Origin of the sequence: Micromonospora luteifusca (genome assembly GCF_016907275.1) — a bacterium.
Taxonomy (GTDB): domain Bacteria; phylum Actinomycetota; class Actinomycetes; order Mycobacteriales; family Micromonosporaceae; genus Micromonospora; species Micromonospora luteifusca.
Map to the genome: position 1 here is coordinate 6,581,623 of NZ_JAFBBP010000001.1, position 14,737 is coordinate 6,596,359.

Annotated in this window: 15 protein-coding genes; 9 read left to right on the top strand and 6 right to left on the bottom strand. The window is 71.1% G+C overall.

Annotated elements, in window-relative coordinates; translation table 11 throughout:
* Positions 1-39 precede the first annotated feature (39 nt).
* Entirely contained in the window at positions 40-1,011 is a 972-nt protein-coding gene (locus tag JOD64_RS29710; protein WP_204945293.1) for a helix-turn-helix transcriptional regulator, read from the bottom strand.
* 44 nt (positions 1,012-1,055) lie between these two features.
* Between JOD64_RS29710 and JOD64_RS29715 the strand changes: the two genes are divergently transcribed.
* From JOD64_RS29715 to JOD64_RS29735, 5 genes are read left to right on the top strand one after another with little or no spacing between them, the layout of a single operon-like run.
* The gene (locus JOD64_RS29715) at positions 1,056-1,535 is read left to right on the top strand and encodes a hypothetical protein (protein WP_204945294.1); all 480 of its coding nucleotides are present in this window, start codon (positions 1,056-1,058) and stop codon (positions 1,533-1,535) included.
* Positions 1,535-1,996 carry a hypothetical protein gene (locus tag JOD64_RS29720; protein WP_204945295.1) on the top strand — a complete coding sequence of 154 codons (462 nt, stop codon included), beginning with the start codon at positions 1,535-1,537 and terminating at the stop codon, positions 1,994-1,996. Before JOD64_RS29715 ends, JOD64_RS29720 begins: the two co-directional genes overlap by 1 nt.
* A gap of 10 nt (positions 1,997-2,006) precedes the next feature.
* Positions 2,007-2,537, top strand: coding sequence for a PH domain-containing protein (locus tag JOD64_RS29725; RefSeq protein WP_204945296.1), 531 nt, complete (start codon positions 2,007-2,009; stop codon positions 2,535-2,537).
* A gap of 60 nt (positions 2,538-2,597) precedes the next feature.
* Complete coding sequence (locus tag JOD64_RS29730) at positions 2,598-4,124, top strand: flavin-containing monooxygenase (RefSeq protein WP_204945297.1); 1,527 nt, start codon at positions 2,598-2,600, stop codon at positions 4,122-4,124.
* Between the two features lie 44 nt (positions 4,125-4,168).
* Positions 4,169-5,080 (top strand): SDR family NAD(P)-dependent oxidoreductase, encoded by a 912-nt coding sequence (locus tag JOD64_RS29735; protein ID WP_204945298.1) that lies wholly within the window; start codon positions 4,169-4,171, stop codon positions 5,078-5,080.
* A gap of 12 nt (positions 5,081-5,092) precedes the next feature.
* Here JOD64_RS29735 and JOD64_RS29740 read toward each other — a convergent pair whose 3' ends face one another.
* From JOD64_RS29740 to JOD64_RS29750, 3 genes are all read right to left on the bottom strand, one after another.
* Positions 5,093-6,553, bottom strand: coding sequence for a cryptochrome/photolyase family protein (locus tag JOD64_RS29740; protein WP_204945299.1), 1,461 nt, complete (start codon positions 6,551-6,553; stop codon positions 5,093-5,095).
* 83 nt (positions 6,554-6,636) lie between these two features.
* Positions 6,637-7,824 carry a low temperature requirement protein A gene (locus tag JOD64_RS29745; RefSeq protein ID WP_204945300.1) on the bottom strand — a complete coding sequence of 396 codons (1,188 nt, stop codon included), beginning with the start codon at positions 7,822-7,824 and terminating at the stop codon, positions 6,637-6,639.
* A 20-nt stretch (positions 7,825-7,844) separates the two neighbouring features.
* Entirely contained in the window at positions 7,845-8,264 is a 420-nt protein-coding gene (locus JOD64_RS29750; RefSeq protein WP_204945301.1) for a hypothetical protein, read from the bottom strand.
* A 184-nt stretch (positions 8,265-8,448) separates the two neighbouring features.
* Here JOD64_RS29750 and JOD64_RS29755 point away from each other — a divergent pair, with 184 nt between their 5' ends.
* Together JOD64_RS29755 and JOD64_RS29760 are read left to right on the top strand one after the other, a co-directional pair.
* Positions 8,449-9,537 carry an S-(hydroxymethyl)mycothiol dehydrogenase gene (locus JOD64_RS29755; RefSeq protein ID WP_184186362.1) on the top strand — a complete coding sequence of 363 codons (1,089 nt, stop codon included), beginning with the start codon at positions 8,449-8,451 and terminating at the stop codon, positions 9,535-9,537.
* Positions 9,534-10,163 carry an MBL fold metallo-hydrolase gene (locus JOD64_RS29760; RefSeq protein WP_204945302.1) on the top strand — a complete coding sequence of 210 codons (630 nt, stop codon included), beginning with the start codon at positions 9,534-9,536 and terminating at the stop codon, positions 10,161-10,163. The genes JOD64_RS29755 and JOD64_RS29760 overlap by 4 nt, the downstream gene beginning before the upstream one ends.
* 89 nt (positions 10,164-10,252) lie before the next feature.
* Here JOD64_RS29760 and tsaA read toward each other — a convergent pair whose 3' ends face one another.
* Positions 10,253-10,681 (bottom strand): tRNA (N6-threonylcarbamoyladenosine(37)-N6)-methyltransferase TrmO, encoded by a 429-nt coding sequence (tsaA, locus tag JOD64_RS29765; protein WP_204945303.1) that lies wholly within the window; start codon positions 10,679-10,681, stop codon positions 10,253-10,255.
* A gap of 434 nt (positions 10,682-11,115) precedes the next feature.
* Between tsaA and JOD64_RS29770 the strand changes: the two genes are divergently transcribed.
* Complete coding sequence (locus JOD64_RS29770) at positions 11,116-11,841, top strand: hypothetical protein (protein ID WP_204945304.1); 726 nt, start codon at positions 11,116-11,118, stop codon at positions 11,839-11,841.
* A 66-nt stretch (positions 11,842-11,907) separates the two neighbouring features.
* Here JOD64_RS29770 and JOD64_RS29775 read toward each other — a convergent pair whose 3' ends face one another.
* On the bottom strand, positions 11,908-13,278 hold the full coding sequence (locus tag JOD64_RS29775) for an alpha/beta hydrolase family protein (protein WP_204945305.1): 1,371 nt from the start codon (positions 13,276-13,278) through the stop codon (positions 11,908-11,910).
* Between the two features lie 445 nt (positions 13,279-13,723).
* Here JOD64_RS29775 and JOD64_RS29780 point away from each other — a divergent pair, with 445 nt between their 5' ends.
* A complete protein-coding gene (locus JOD64_RS29780; RefSeq protein ID WP_204945306.1) occupies positions 13,724-14,035 on the top strand; it encodes a MazG-like family protein in 312 nt (103 codons plus the stop codon).
* Positions 14,036-14,737: the final 702 nt, after the last annotated feature.

The following is a 14,737-nucleotide window of genomic DNA, read 5'->3' on the forward strand; positions in this document are numbered from 1 at the left end:
TGGTGTGGCTGGTGGCTTGTCGACGTGGCCGTCCAGATATCAACCGTAGAGCGCGGCGAGCCCGGTCGCCGTGGCGGCCAGGCGCTCGCGCAGCGCGACCGGGGTCAGCACCTCGATGTCGGCGCCGAGGCGCAGCAGGTCGCCGTGGGCATGGGTGAGCGACTCGATCGGCAGCACCGCGCTCACCCAGCCCCGCGCGTCCGGAGGGCCGGCGCTGGCATCCATCGCGGTGACCACGGGGTCGCTGCCGATCTCGCGCAGTCGCGCCCGCCCGGCGGGGGAGAGCCGGACGGTGGCCTCGTCGCGGTGCAGTCGGGCCCGGAACTGCGCCACGTGCGCCCGCCACCACGCCGACAGGTCGAAGTCGGCGGGTCGGTCGAACTCCTGCGTCAGCGGAGTCAGCGCGAGGATCTGGTTGACCCGGTAGGTCGCCGGCGCACCACGGCCGGGTTGGTCGGCCACCACGTACCAGCGGCCACCCTTGAGCACCAGGCCGTAGGGCTCCAGCACCCGGGTGACCTCCCCACTCCAGCCGCGGTAGCGCACCTCGATGCGGTGCTGGCGCCAGACCGCTTCGGCCGTGCGGGCCAGCTCGGGTGAGGCGTCGCCGTCGGCGTACCAGCCGGGGGTGTCCAGGTGGAAGCGTTGCTGGAGTTGGGTCGCCCGGTCGCGCATCGGCGCGGGGAGCGCGGCGTGCAGCTTGAGTTGCAACGCGGCCACCACGTCGCCGTAGCCCAGCTCGTCGGCGGGGCCGGGCAGACCGGCCAGGAACAGCCGATCGGCCTCCTCGGCGGTCAGCCCGGTCAGTCGGGTCCGCCAGCCGTCGACCAGTTGGTAGCCGCCGGCGTGGCCGGCCTCTCCATAGAGGGGGATGCCGGCGGCGTGCAGTGCCTCGACATCCCGGTAGATCGTGCGGGGGGAGACGGTCAACCGCTCGGCGAGTTGTGTGGCGGTCAGCCGGCCGTGTTGTTGGAGCAGCAGGAGGAGGGAAAGAAGCCGAGAAGCCCGCACTTCACTGACACTAGTTGTCAGGGGACCGGTTCTACCGTCCCGGCATGGCATTTCGCGACAAGGAACTACGAACTCCCGGACCGGTGCTGGTGGACGGTCGGCAGCTCAAGCGCTACCACATAGACCAGTTGGAGCGGCCGCTCGAGGCGGCGGTGGAGAAGGCCGCGTACGACATGTTGCCCGTGCTGCTGGGCGAGTTCGTCGACGACGGCACCCCGGCCGCCGGGTGGGTGGTGCTGCACCGGGGCGGGGACACCGGCGCCTATCTGCTGGCGTACACCTGGGTGTGGGACAACGCGTTGGAGGTCCGTGTCGCGGCGGCCGGGCAACCGGCGCTGAACTGCCCGGACGACGACCCGACCCACTTCGTCGAGGTACGTCGGCCCGCCGTCGGCTGCGTGTGGGAGCTGGCGGTGCTGGAGCACGAGCGGGCCGCCTGGGTCCACCACATGCTTGCGCCGGACAGGCCGAACCTGGCTGGATATCTATTCGACACACGAGCGGAAGGGCCGGTGGGCCGCTGATGGGCGACTTCGACTTCTTTGTGGGCACTTGGAATGTGGTCAACCGTCGGCTGCGTAAGCGGCTGGTGGGCTCCGACGAGTGGGAGGAGTTCCCGGGTGTTTCGGTCGCGCACGGCTTCTTCGGCGGTGGTGGCCACTTCGACGAGATCACCTTCCCGACCAAGGGTTCCGCCGGCGCCACGGTCCGGATCTTCGACCCGGCGCGGGAGGAGTGGTCGATCTACTGGATGAGCAGCGTCGACGGAGTGCTGGGGCAGCCGCCGATGGTGGGCCGCTTCGTCGACGGGGTCGGCCGCTTCTACGCCGACGACCAGCACGAGGGGCAGCCGGTGCGCTGCCGGTTCATCTGGTCGGACATCAGCGCGACCACCGCGCGCTGGGAGCAGGCGTTCTCCATCGACGGTGAGCAGACCTGGGAAACCAACTGGATCATGATTTTCACCCGAGCAGCGGAGGACTAGCCTCCGAGCCATGCGGAGATGGTGGCGGATGGACCCGTGGGGCGCTCGGCAGGTGTTCACCGGGTTCATGCTGCTGGTCGGGTGCGCGATGGCCGCGACGACGGTGGTCTTCGCCGGGCGGGCGCTGATCCGGGGTGAGATCGACGTCCGGGCCGCCCTGGGCGTGATCGGCGCGCTCACCTTCATGGGCGTGTGGTCGACTTTCGTCCTCCGGCTGCACCTGGCCGGGATCTACGTCAATGACCGGGGCGTCCGGCTCCGGCACGTGTTCTCCACACGGACCCTGCCCTGGTCGCAGGTGACCGGGTTCGAGGCGAGTCCAGCGTTGTTCCTCGGCGAGCCCACGTCGCGCCTCGCCTGCTGGGTGCGGACGACCGACGGGGCGTTCGAGTCGGCGGTGCAGCGGCGCTCCCGGCGCGTGGGCTGGCGGAAGGACAACGGGCCGGTGCTCGACGCGGCGGACTTCGACAGGTTGCTCGTCCGGCTCGCCGACGAACGTGCCCGAGCCCGACTCGACGGCGGGGGAGTGGTCTCGCGCTAACTTTCGGCCGTCCGGGGGCGGTGTTAATGTCCGTCCACCGCCCCCGGATGGAGGAACTCGATGGCCTCCGATTACGTCGACGTGCTGATCATCGGCGCCGGCCTGTCCGGCATCGGCGCCGCCTGCCACCTGAGCCGTGACTGCCCCGACAAGACGTACGCGGTGCTGGAGGCGCGCGACGCCGTCGGCGGCACCTGGGACCTGTTCCGCTACCCGGGCATCCGCTCCGACTCGGACATGTTCACCCTCGGTTACTCGTTCAAGCCGTGGACCGCCCCGAAGGCCATCGCCGACGGCACGACCATCCGCGAGTACGTCCGGGAAACCGCCCGGGAGTACGACGTGCAGCGGCACATCCGTTTCGGCCACCGGGCGCTGCGCGCCGAATGGGACAGCGGCACCGCCCGGTGGACGGTGCACATCCAACGCACCAACACCACCGACACTGCCGAAATCGTGGTGCTGACCTGCTCGTTCCTCTTCGCCTGCACTGGCTACTACCGCTACGACGAGGGTTACACCCCACCCCTGCCCGGTGTCGACACGTACACCGGGAGGCTGGTGCACCCGCAGCACTGGCCCGACGACCTCGACCACACCGGCAGGCGGGTGGTGGTGATCGGCAGCGGCGCGACCGCGGTCACCCTGGTGCCGGCGCTGGCCCAGCGGGCCGCCCACGTGACGATGGTGCAGCGCTCACCGACGTACGTCATGGCGTTGCCCTCGCGCGACCGGCTGGCCGACGCTCTGCGGCGCTGGCTGCCCGCGAAGGCCGCGTATCCGGTAGTGCGCTGGAAGAACGTGCTGCTGTCCACCGTCACCTTCCAGCTCAGCCGGCGTGCGCCCGGCCTGGTCAAGCGGACGCTGCGCCGGGCCGCGCGGGACCGGCTCCCGGTGGGGTACGACCTCGACCGGCACTTCTCGCCGCGTTACGACCCGTGGGACCAGCGGCTCTGCGTGGCACCCGACGGTGACCTGTTCACGGCCGTGCGGCAGGGCGACGCGTCGGTGGTCACCGACACCGTCGACACCTTCACCGCGCACGGTGTCCGGTTGACCTCCGGCGCGGAGTTGCCCGCCGACATCGTGGTCACCGCGACCGGGCTCAACCTGCTCGCCCTCGGTGGCCTGACGCTGCGGGTGGACGGCACCGACGTCGACCTCGCGAGCACCGTCGCCTACAAGGGGATGATGGTGTCCGGCGTGCCGAACTTCGCCCTGACCCTCGGCTACACCAACGCGTCGTGGACGCTCAAGGCCGACCTGGTCGCCCGCTACGTCTGCCGGCTGCTGCGCCACCTGGACCGCACCGGCCAGCAGATCGTCACCCCGCTCCCACCGCCCGACGCCGAGCGGGTGCCGCTCATCGACCTGCGCTCCGGCTACGTGCTGCGCGCCGTCGACGCGCTGCCCAAGCAGGGTGCGACCACGCCGTGGCGGCTGCACCAGAACTACCCCCGCGACGTGCTGCTGATGCGGCACGGCCGGCTCACCGACAAGGGTGTGCAGTTCTCCCGAGTCGGAGAGGTGGCCGCGCCCGCTGGCTTGCACCGTCCCGTTCGGACCCGACCGGCCGCTCGTCGGTAACCGCCAGGAGATCGTCGGCAACCGCCAGGAGAGGAGCACCGATCGTGCAGAGGTTCGACTTCACCGGCGCGACGGCCGTGGTCACCGGGGCGGCCAGCGGCATCGGTGCGGCGCTGGCGCACGCGCTGGCCCGCCGGGGCAGCGACCTGGTCCTGCTGGACCGCGACGCCGAGCGGCTGCACACGGTCACCACCGCGATCCGCGCCGACCACCCGGGTCGCCAGGTGTACACGTACCTGGTGGATCTCGCCGACGTGACGGCCACCGCCCAGGTGGCCGCGGAGATCGGCCAGCGGCACCCGCGCGTACGACTGCTGGTGAACAACGCCGGCGTGGGCCTCGGCGGTCGGTTCGACCAGGTGACGTTCGACGAGTTCAGCTGGGTGATCGACGTCAACTTCCGGGCCGTGGTGCAGCTGACCCACGCGCTGCTGCCGATCCTGCGGGCCGAGCCGGGCGCGCACCTGGTCAACATCTCCAGCCTGTTCGGGCTGATCGCGCCGGCCGGGCAGACGGCCTACTCGGCGAGCAAGTTCGCGGTGCGCGGCTTCACCGAGGCGTTGCGCCACGAGTTGGTCGACGACGGCATCGGGGTGACCTCGGTGCACCCCGGCGGGATCCGCACCCGGATCACCGAGAACGCGAGGATCGGCAGCGGCGTCTCACCCGAGGAGTACGAGGCCGGCCGGGCGCAGTTCGAGAAGCTGCTCACCATCGCGCCGGAGCGGGCCGCCGAGGTGATTCTGCGCGGTGTCGAACGGCGTCGGGGCCGGGTGCTGATCGGCTGGTCGGCGAAGCTGCCGGACCTGCTGGCCCGGGTCCTGCCGGCCTCGTACAACCGGCTCCTGGTCGCCGGCCTGAACCGGGGCGTCGTCCGCCCGGCGCCGCCCACCCCCGGCATGCCCGCGCAACGCCCCGCCGACGACGCCGCCGACCCTGCCCGGGAGGTGGCGTGAGCGGCGGCGCGGTCACGGTGGTGTGCTGCCCCGCTTCTCCTCCTGTGCCAGCACCGCCTCGCGGTGCTCCGGGTCGTCGCGGCGGGCCAGTTCGGCGGCGAGCCGCGGATCGGTCACCAGCCGGTCCCGGTTGCGGTGCAGGAAACTCTCGAAACCCCCGGTGTACGGGCAGGCCAGGTCGCCGAGGGCCCGCTCGGGTGTGTAACGGCACCCGGCGCAGTAGTCGCTGATCTCGTCGATGTCGGTGCCGTCGACCGCGTACGGGCGGGTGTCCACCTGGGCCAGGTCGGCGTACTGACTCATGCCGATCACCGTCGCGTTCATCACCCAGTCGGTGCCATCCACGAAGCAGCGCTGGAACCAGTCCACCAGCTCGGTCGGCCGCCAGCCGCGCTGCAACGCGTAGTTGCCCAGCACCAGCAGCCGGGGTGTGTGGTGCGTCCACGCCCGGTCCCGGACGGCGCCGAGGACGTCGGCCAGGCAGCGGGCCTCGACGGCGTCCGCGTCCAACTCGGCGAACCAGCGCGGCAGCGGCTCTGTCGCGGTCAACCAGTTCGCCCCGCCGAACCGCGGCTCGACGTACCAGTACAGCTGCCAGAGGAACTCCCGCCAACCGAGCAGCCCGCGGATGAAAGGCTCCACCGCCGTACGCGGGGCCGTGTCGGCTCGCCACGCCTGCTCGGCGGCGCGCACGGCCGGCTCCGGGTCGAGCAACCCGAGGTTGAACGAGGACGAGAGCACCGAGTGCGCGAACAACGGGTCGTCGCCGCTCATCACGTCGGCGTAGCGGCCGTACCCGGGTAGCCGGTGGGTCAGGAAGTGCGTCAGCCGCGCCTGCGCCTCGGTGTGGGTGGCCGGGTGCTGCCGAGGGCCGTCCCGGCCGACGAACCGCACCCCGTCGGCGGCCCACCGGTCCAGGTCGCGACGGACCTCCGCGTCGATGTCGTCCTCGACGATCGGTGGGGGTGGCGGTGGGGCCACCGGCACGGCCCGGTTGTCGGCGCGGGCTCGGCGTCCCGGCCCCGTCCCGCCGGCTAGGGCGGTCAGCACGTCGTGGCGGCGGCGGGCGTGCCGGTAGAAGTCGGTCATCCGCAGCGGGCCACGCCGCGCGTGGTCCGCCCAGTTGGCGAAGTCGGCCTGACTGGTGATGAAGCCGCGTGGTGGAAGCACCGTCAGCCCGGGCACCGACTGGGCGAAGCGCAGCGCCTCCCGGGAGTGCGGATGGCACACCTCCACCGGCTCGGCGACCCGCGTCAGCGCCTCCCGGAACGTGTCGGTGCGCAGCAGCAGCGCCTGATCGCCCAGCTCAGCGGCCCGGTGGCGCAGCGCGGAGAGGATCAGGTGCGCCTTCTGCCGGTGCATCGGCCGTCGGCGGAACAGGTCCCGGATCTCCACCAGCAGCACCGGCTGGTCGGGGTCGTCGAGGAAATGTGGCCCGAGTTGGTCGGCCAGCAACCATCGGCGGCGATGCATGGCGCAATTCTGCCCACTTCCCGGCCGACGCGCCCAATGGTGGGCCGCACGTTTCGACGCCGAGTCCCCGCCGGGACGCCGAGTCAGGCCGGGTCCGCCCCGGTCACCGCCGTGCTCGCCCCGCCGTCGTGTCGACGCACCAGCACGGTCAGCGTCACGAGAGCGACCAGCAACGCCGCGAGCACGTACACCGGGACCGGGCCGAGCGGAGCGAGCAGCGCCAGCAACGCGACGACCGGGAAGGCGACGACCACCGCGCCGTGTTGCTGCCGGCGTACGTGCAGCACCCAGACCGTGAGCAGGAAAACGGCGATCGGGGTGGCCACCGCGTACCCGGCGGTGATCCCGGAGAGGTGCGTGAGGTGCCGCTCGACGTCGACCCAGACCGCCAGGCCGGCACCGACCGCGGCGATCGCCGCGAAGATCAGGTAGTGGCCGTAGCCCCAGACCAGGGAGTACGGCAGCCGGGTGGGTGCCTCGATCGGCCGGTCGAAGTAGAGCCACCAGAGTGCGAACACGATGACCGCTCCGGCCGCCGCGAGCGACCAGAGACCAGGCTCCCCGGCGTCGAGCCCGGTCTGGATCGCTATCGAGATGGCCAGGACCGCTTCGCCGAGCACGATCAGGGTGAACAGTCCGTATCGTTCGGTGATGTGCTGGGGGTGCCACGGGGTCATTCCGGGGCGTTCGGCCACCGCTGGCACCAGCACATCGGCCAACGCCAGCAGCACGAACGACGCGACACCCCCCTGGTCGGGCAGCATCAGCCGCAGCAGCCAGCCGAGCTGCACCACGGTCACGCCGATCGCGTAGCGGCGCGCCGCCGTCCGGTGCCTGGGGTCACCGGCGGCCGCTCGGCTCCACTGCACGACGGCGGCCAGCCGCATCACCACGTACCCGTAGGTGATGACGCCGAAGTCGCCGTCGGCGAAGGCGCGCGGCACCCCGGCCGCCAGGATCAACGCCCCAGAGATCTGCACCAGCGTGGTGATGCGATAGACGTCGTCGTCGGTGTCGTAGGCCGAGGCGAACCAGGTGAAGTTCACCCACGACCACCAGATCGCGAAGAACACCATGACGTAGCTGGCCGCCGCGTGACCGAGGTGGCCCTCAGCGACGTCGTGGTGCAGACTGCTCGCCGCCTGCGCCACAGCGACCACGAAACACAGGTCGAAGAAGAGTTCCAACGGGGTGGCCGCGCGGTGCGGCTCGTCGCGGCGACGGGGCCGCATCGGCCGGTAGAACGGCCGCACCGAACGCGAAGCGGTCAACGCAGCTCCTCAGGCTGGGCTCACTGACGCCGACGGCCGTGGGTCAGCCCCTCCAACACCAGAGTCAGCCCGGCGCCGACCAGCCAGACGTCCTTGGCGATCGCGGAGCCCTGCTGGGTCGGCCGAATACTGCCGGGCTCCCGCATCCCCGGCGTCTTCAGGTACAGCTGCACGAGGCCCGCGCCGAACGCCGTCAGGCCCAACCCGACCAGGGGCGCCGGGACGAACGGCGCGAGCAGCGCGGCCCCCAGCGCGATCTCCGAGTACGACAGCAGCTTGGCGAAGCGCGGTGGGTCCAGCTGGGCGAGTTGCGGCATGGCGGCGACCGCCATTCCGTGCATGCCCTCCGCGGCGGCGCCCTCCAGGTTGCGCTTGCTCAGACCCGAGTTGAGAAAGTACGCGCCGATGCTGACCCGCAGCGGCAGGTGCGCGAGCTTCATGGTCACTCCCGATGGCCGTGGTCGAATGGGGCCCGCGTACCCCGGACTGCCCGCGATAACCCGCCGGGCCGGCTGGGCTGGCCGTGGTGGTCGCGGTAGGTTCGCCGGGGGCCCACCGCCGAGCCCGTGGCGCACCTGCCCACCCGGCGCCCGGCCCTGCCGCACACCACCAGCAGGAGGCGAAGTGAGCCAGGAAGTCCGGGGAGTCATCTCCCGCAGCAAGGGCGCGCCGGTCGAGGTCACCACCATCGTGGTGCCCGATCCTGGTCCCGGTGAGGCGATCGTCCGGATCCAGTCCTGCGGCGTCTGCCACACCGACCTGCACTACCGCGAGGGCGGCATCAACGACGAGTACCCGTTCCTGCTCGGTCACGAGGCGGCGGGCATCGTCGAGCAGGTGGGCGAGGGGGTCACCGACGTCGCCCCGGGTGACTTCGTGGTCCTCAACTGGCGTGCCGTCTGCGGCGTCTGCCGCGCCTGCCGCCGGGGTCGCCCGTGGTACTGCTTCAACACGCACAACGCCAAGCAGCGGATGACCCTGACCGACGGCACCGAGCTCGCCCCGGCGCTGGGCATCGGCGCGTTCGCCGAGAAGACCCTGGTGCACGCCGGGCAGTGCACCAAGGTTGACCCGGCCGCCCGGCCGGCTGCTGTGGGTCTGCTCGGCTGCGGGGTGATGGCCGGGCTGGGCGCGGCGATGAACACCGGCAACGTCACCCGCGGCGACTCGGTCGCGGTGATCGGCTGCGGGGGAGTGGGTGACGCGGCGGTCGCCGGTGCGGCCCTCGCCGGCGCCACGACGATCGTCGCGGTGGACACCGACAGCCGCAAACTGGACTGGGCCCGCAAGTTCGGCGCCACGCACACCGTCAACGCCTCCGAGACCGACCCCGTCGAGGCGATTCGTGCCGCCACCGGCGGCTTCGGCGCCGATGTCGTGATCGACGCGGTGGGTCGACCGGAGACCTGGAAGCAGGCGTTCTACGCCCGGGACCTGGCCGGAACGGTGGTGCTGGTCGGCGTACCGACCCCGCAGATGCAGATCGAGCTTCCGCTGCTCGACGTCTTCGGACGCGGTGGCGCCCTCAAGTCCAGCTGGTACGGCGACTGCCTGCCCAGCCGGGACTTCCCCATGCTCACCGAGCTGTATCTGCAGGGCCGGCTCGACCTGGACGCGTTCGTCACCGAGGAGATAGCGCTCGACCAGGTCGAGAACGCGTTCGACCGGATGCATCACGGCGACGTGCTCCGCTCGGTGGTGGTGTTCCCGTGACCGCCCGGATCGACCACGCGGTGACCGCGGGCACGTTCTCCCTGGACGGGCAGACGTTCGACGTGGACAACAACGTCTGGGTGATCGGGGACGACAGCGAATGCGTCGTGCTGGACGCGCCGCACGACGTGGCCGCGATCCTCGCCCTGGTGGGCGACCGGCAGGTCCGGGCGATCCTCGCCACCCACGCCCACGACGATCACGTCCGGGTCGCACCCGAGCTGGCCGAGGCCACCGGCGCGCCCGTGCTGCTGCACGCCGCCGACCGGGTCCTCTGGGACATGGTCCACCCGCACCTGCCGCCGCACGGCGAGCTGCACGACGGGCAGAGCATCGAGGTGGCCGGCACCACGCTGCGGGTGCTGCACACCCCCGGGCACAGCCCCGGTGCGTGCAGCTTCCACGCCCCGGACCTGGGTGTGGTGTTCACCGGCGACACGCTCTTCGCCGGCGGTCCCGGTGCGACCGGCCGCTCGTACAGCGACTTCGACACCATCGTCCGGTCGATCCAGACCCGCCTGCTCACCCTGCCGGGGGAAACGGTCGTGCACACCGGGCACGGCGACGACACGACGATCGGCGCGGAGGCTCCACATCTGCCGGAGTGGCTGGCCCGCGGTCACTGACTCCTGCTGGTCGGTGGGCGTGTCGGCGTTTGCCGTGCGGTGCGTGCCGGCGTGTGTCGTGGCGGTCTGTTGGGGCGTGGTCGGCGGGCTCAGCGCTCGTCGGCCGCGCCCAGCACCGGTTTGACGTCCAGGATCGGGGTGCCGTCCAGCGCCTCCAGGTCGGCCACCTCGACGCGGAGCCCGTCCACGGCAAGGACCCGCACCCGGTGCAGCCCGATCGGGTTGGGCCGGTGCGGGGACCGGGTGCTGAACACCCCTGTCTCCGGACGGCTCACGTCGCCGCGGGGGTGCACCGCCAGCACGTCGCGCCGGGCGCGGTCCAACCAGGTCAGCACCAGCAGCTCGGCGCCGATCCGCAGGTCGCGCAGCGCCTGTTCGACCTGAGGGTCGAAGACCAACCACGCCGCCGGCGCACCTTCGTCGCCCTGTCGGGGCGCGCTCCCCGCATCGGTCAGCGGCGAGGTGACCCGCCCCACCGGATGCAGCACGTACGCGCCGTCACTCGCTGTCTCGACCACGGGTTGCTCCCCTCCCGGAGGGTCCCAACCTAGCGCCGCCGCGACGCTGGGGCCCGACGACAATCCCACCCCCGGTCGTCCGTCAGTTGTGCCCCGCTCGTCCAGTTCGGCGGGCTGTCGGCGGATTGTCCGTTTCTGCGACGTTCGGTGGGAGATCGACTTCTCCCCGGCACTGCGGCATCTGGGTACCGGGACACCACCAGATCGCCGATATGGAGTGGATCAGTCCCGTCGGCGGCGAGGACACGACCCGGTCGTCCGATTCCCGGGAGTGGCCGGGACCGCACCTTGCCGAGGCCTCGACATTTCCGGAATGCCCGACAGGTGAACCCGGTTGTGTCCCCCGTACCGTCGGAGCCCAAACCCTTTCCGCGGTCATTCTCCCGAGGAGCGTTCACCCCGGAGCGCTCCGCACGATCGAGAGGGCCACCATCGTGAAGGTCGACTTCACCCGATGGCTCCCCGCCATCGCTAAGGACTCGTACCGCAAGACCGCGCTGAGCGTGGTTGGTGTGGCCGCCCTCGGCGGTCTGGCGCTCGCGCCCACCGCGGCTGCCGCGCCGGTCACCACCGGACCACACCAGGGGGCTGTCGCCGCCATCGACCTCGCCACCGGCAAGACTGCCGGCAAGGCCGCCGCTCCGACGCGCCAGGAGGACCAGCCGGTCGAGTCGGGGCTGACCACCGGCTCCGCCACCGGCAAGCCGCCGGCCGGTAAGCCCAGCCGCGACCAGCTGATTCCGCACGGCATCGAAGGCGCGCAGTCGCGCGTTCCGCTCGACGACGCGCAGCTGGCCAACGCCCGGGCGATCGTCGACGCCGCCAAGAAGACCGGCGTCGGTGACCGGGGTGCGGTGATCGGCGTCGCCACCTCGCTGCAGGAGTCGAAGCTGTACAACCTCGGCCACCTCGGCGCGTACAACGACCACGACTCGCAGGGCCTGTTCCAGCAGCGTCCGTCGTCCGGTTGGGGCACGCCCGACCAGGTCACCGACCCGGAGTACGCGGCCACGGCGTTCTTCACGGCACTCAAGAACATCGGCGGCTGGCAGGACCTGCCGCTGACCGCTGCCGCGCAGACCGTTCAGGTGTCCGCCTTCCCGTACGCGTACGCGCAGTGGGAGGAGCAGGCCGCGGACATCGTCCAGCAGATCTGGTGACACCCGCGACACCCGCCGGCCGGCCCTCGTTCGAGGGCCGGCCGGCTTCGTCGTACCCCCGGTAGGTCAGCAGGCGGGGTAGAGCCGGCGGGTGCCGACGCCAGCGGCGTACGCGTCCCGGTCGCTGAACCGGCAGCCATAGTCGGGGCGGGCCACCACCGCCGGATCGGTGACGTTGTCGCCGGCCGGGCGCTTGCCCGCGCGTACCCAGGACACCAGGTCGTCCCAGGCGGCGCCGGCCTCGGCCGGGCTGAACTCGCAGTGCTGCGTGGTCCGGATGGCCCGCTGCACCACCACCTTGGCGCGACCGTTGCGCGCCACGTCGGTGGCGTACGCGCGCTCCATGCTGAACGGTACGAACAGGTCGCCGAGGCCGTGCAGGCTGAGCACCGGCGCGGTGGGCCGACCGACGATCCGCGGCACCTCGGTCAGCGTCGGGAGGAGCCGCTGCATGACGTTCTCCGGGGCGACCCGCTGCACGGTGGCGTTGACGTCGACCGGGCTGTTCGGGGTGTAACGGGTGAGCAGGTTGGTGGAAAGCTGACCGGGCCGCTGGGCGGGGGAGTTGCCGCTGCTGGTGGGCACGCTGATCGAGAAGAGGAAGTCCTTCCAGACCGCGAACGCCGCGTCCGTACCCGGGCGTGCACCGCCCGAACGGTTCACCGTTATCGCCCGCAACTGCTTTCCCCGGTCGGTGGTGGTGTCCGGCCCCGTGGGGGTCAGCCCGGTCAGACCGAGCGCCACCTGGATGCGGGGCACCGCATTGGTCAGGTAGTCAGTCGGCGTGGGGTAGGCCGGCACACCGGCGAGCGCCTGCGCGACCAGGTTGTAGTCCAGGTAGAAGTCGAGCAACGTCTGATCGCCGAGCACCCCGCACATCGGCAGCGCCCCGTCGTAGTAGCCGGGGTACTGCTCCAGCGAGCGACCGATGACGTACCCACCCATCGACACCCCGGCGAGGTAGGTGTGGTGCGGCCGGCGGACCGTCCGTCCAAAGTGCTCGGAGAGATCCTTGGTGCCGAGCACCCCGGAGCGGATGTCGAAGCCGTTACGGTCGTACGAGGACGACGCCCAGGCGTACCCCTGCTCAAGGAGACGCTGACGCAACCCGAAGGCAGGCGGCTCCGGCGAGAGCACCGTGCCCTGGCCGCGGTAACCATGCGCCCACAGCACCAGGTCGCCGTTCCACCGGGCGGGAACCTCGATGATGTACCCGGCGTGGCGGTGCACGCCCTGGCGTACCGTCGTCGACTTGCCGCCCACGACCAGCGGGGCCAACGGCGGATTCTCGATGGTGTACCCGGGCAGCGGCTGGTCGCCACCCGGGTCGCGACCGGTGGCGTTGGCTGGCGCGGCACCTGCCAGCCCGACCGCGAGGGTCAGCGTCGCGGTGGCGGCGAGTAGGCGACGGAGGGTACGAACGGGTACGGACAGCATCGATGCTCCCCATCGGACGGACGTCGCCCGGGGGCGACCAGGCGGGACGGTTGCCTACCGGCCGGTAGCGACCTGAACCTAGAACCGCCGTCGACCAGTGTCAATGGCTGTTCTGACCGGCCAGTCAAGCGCGACTGTCCGGCAGGTCAGCCCAGGCCGTACGCCTCGACCGGTGGTCAGGTCCCCTCACACCCGTCCACCGACCAGCCGATCGCGCTCCCGTGCTGTCGCTGTCGTGCGCCCGTGCTGTCGTGCCTCTGCGCTGTCGTGCCTCCGCTGCCGTGCGCCCGTGCTGCCGTGCGCCCGTGCTGACATGGGCTCGGGCTGTCGTGCTTTTGCGCTGTTGCGTGACCGTTCCCGTCGGCACGCACCTGCCGTTGGCTGCCAGTGCCCCAGCCGCCCCCGGGTGCGCGGGCCGGCAGGCCGGTCGGGTTGACTGGTCGGCGTGAACGAGTCGATCTGGGAGGCGGCCCGCGCGTCGCGCAGCTGGTTGGACGCGGCGAACGGCACTGGGCAGACCGAACTGACCTGCCGCATCCTCAAACTCACCGAGGAGGCGGGCGAGGCGTCAGCCGCCTGGATCGGTCTGCTCGGGCAGAATCCGCGCAAGGGCGTCACCCACACGCGCGAGGACGTAGCAGCGGAGCTGGCCGACGTAGCCTTCACTGCGTTGGTGGCCATCGAGAGCCTAGGGCTGGACGCGGGGACGGTCTTGGACGCCTGCGCCGCAAAGGTGCGCTCCCGCCTAGCGGGATGACAGTGGTCCAGTCCTGCCACCTGTGACTCACGGGGGCGATCTGTCTCGCGCGTAGTCCGTGTCGCCCCGTGAGTTGTCTCGCGCCGTCAGGCTTCTCGCACCGTCAGGTGTGTAGCGCGGCCAAGTGCGGTCGCGCGGTCAGGCGTCTCGCGCGGTCAGGTGTGTAGCGCGGCCAAGTGTGTCGCGCGGTCATCTGTCTCGCGCCGTCAAGTGTGCGGGGGTTGTCCGTCTCGCGCGGTCATCTGCCTCGTGCGTCAGATTTTCCGCGGTCGGGTGTGTCGCACGGCTATTCGCCTCGCGCAATCAATCAAGCGTCGATTACTTGGCCGCGCCTCGACTGTCTGGCGGCCTTTGCAGCGCGGCGCACCCGCGTGGTCGCCGACACGAGTTGCTGACTCGGGAGTAAATGGGCGCTTTGTCCGGTTGTATGCGTCGCGGGCTGGTCGTCATCTGCATGATCGACTCAATATCGCCGATGTTGGGGTATCCGCCACGCCGGATACCCCAACATCGGCGATACGGAGTGGATCATGCCCGATCGAATGCGCGGAGGCCTCGGTCGCTGGCCATTCTGGGAAGTTTGCCCGCTATGGGGAGTGTCTGGCCTGTGACCGGTCGCATCCGTGGCCCGGAATCATGGCCAGGCCGGGGTCGTTACATACCCTGACGATCGCAGCACCACCCGCGGGTTGGGGTGCTGGC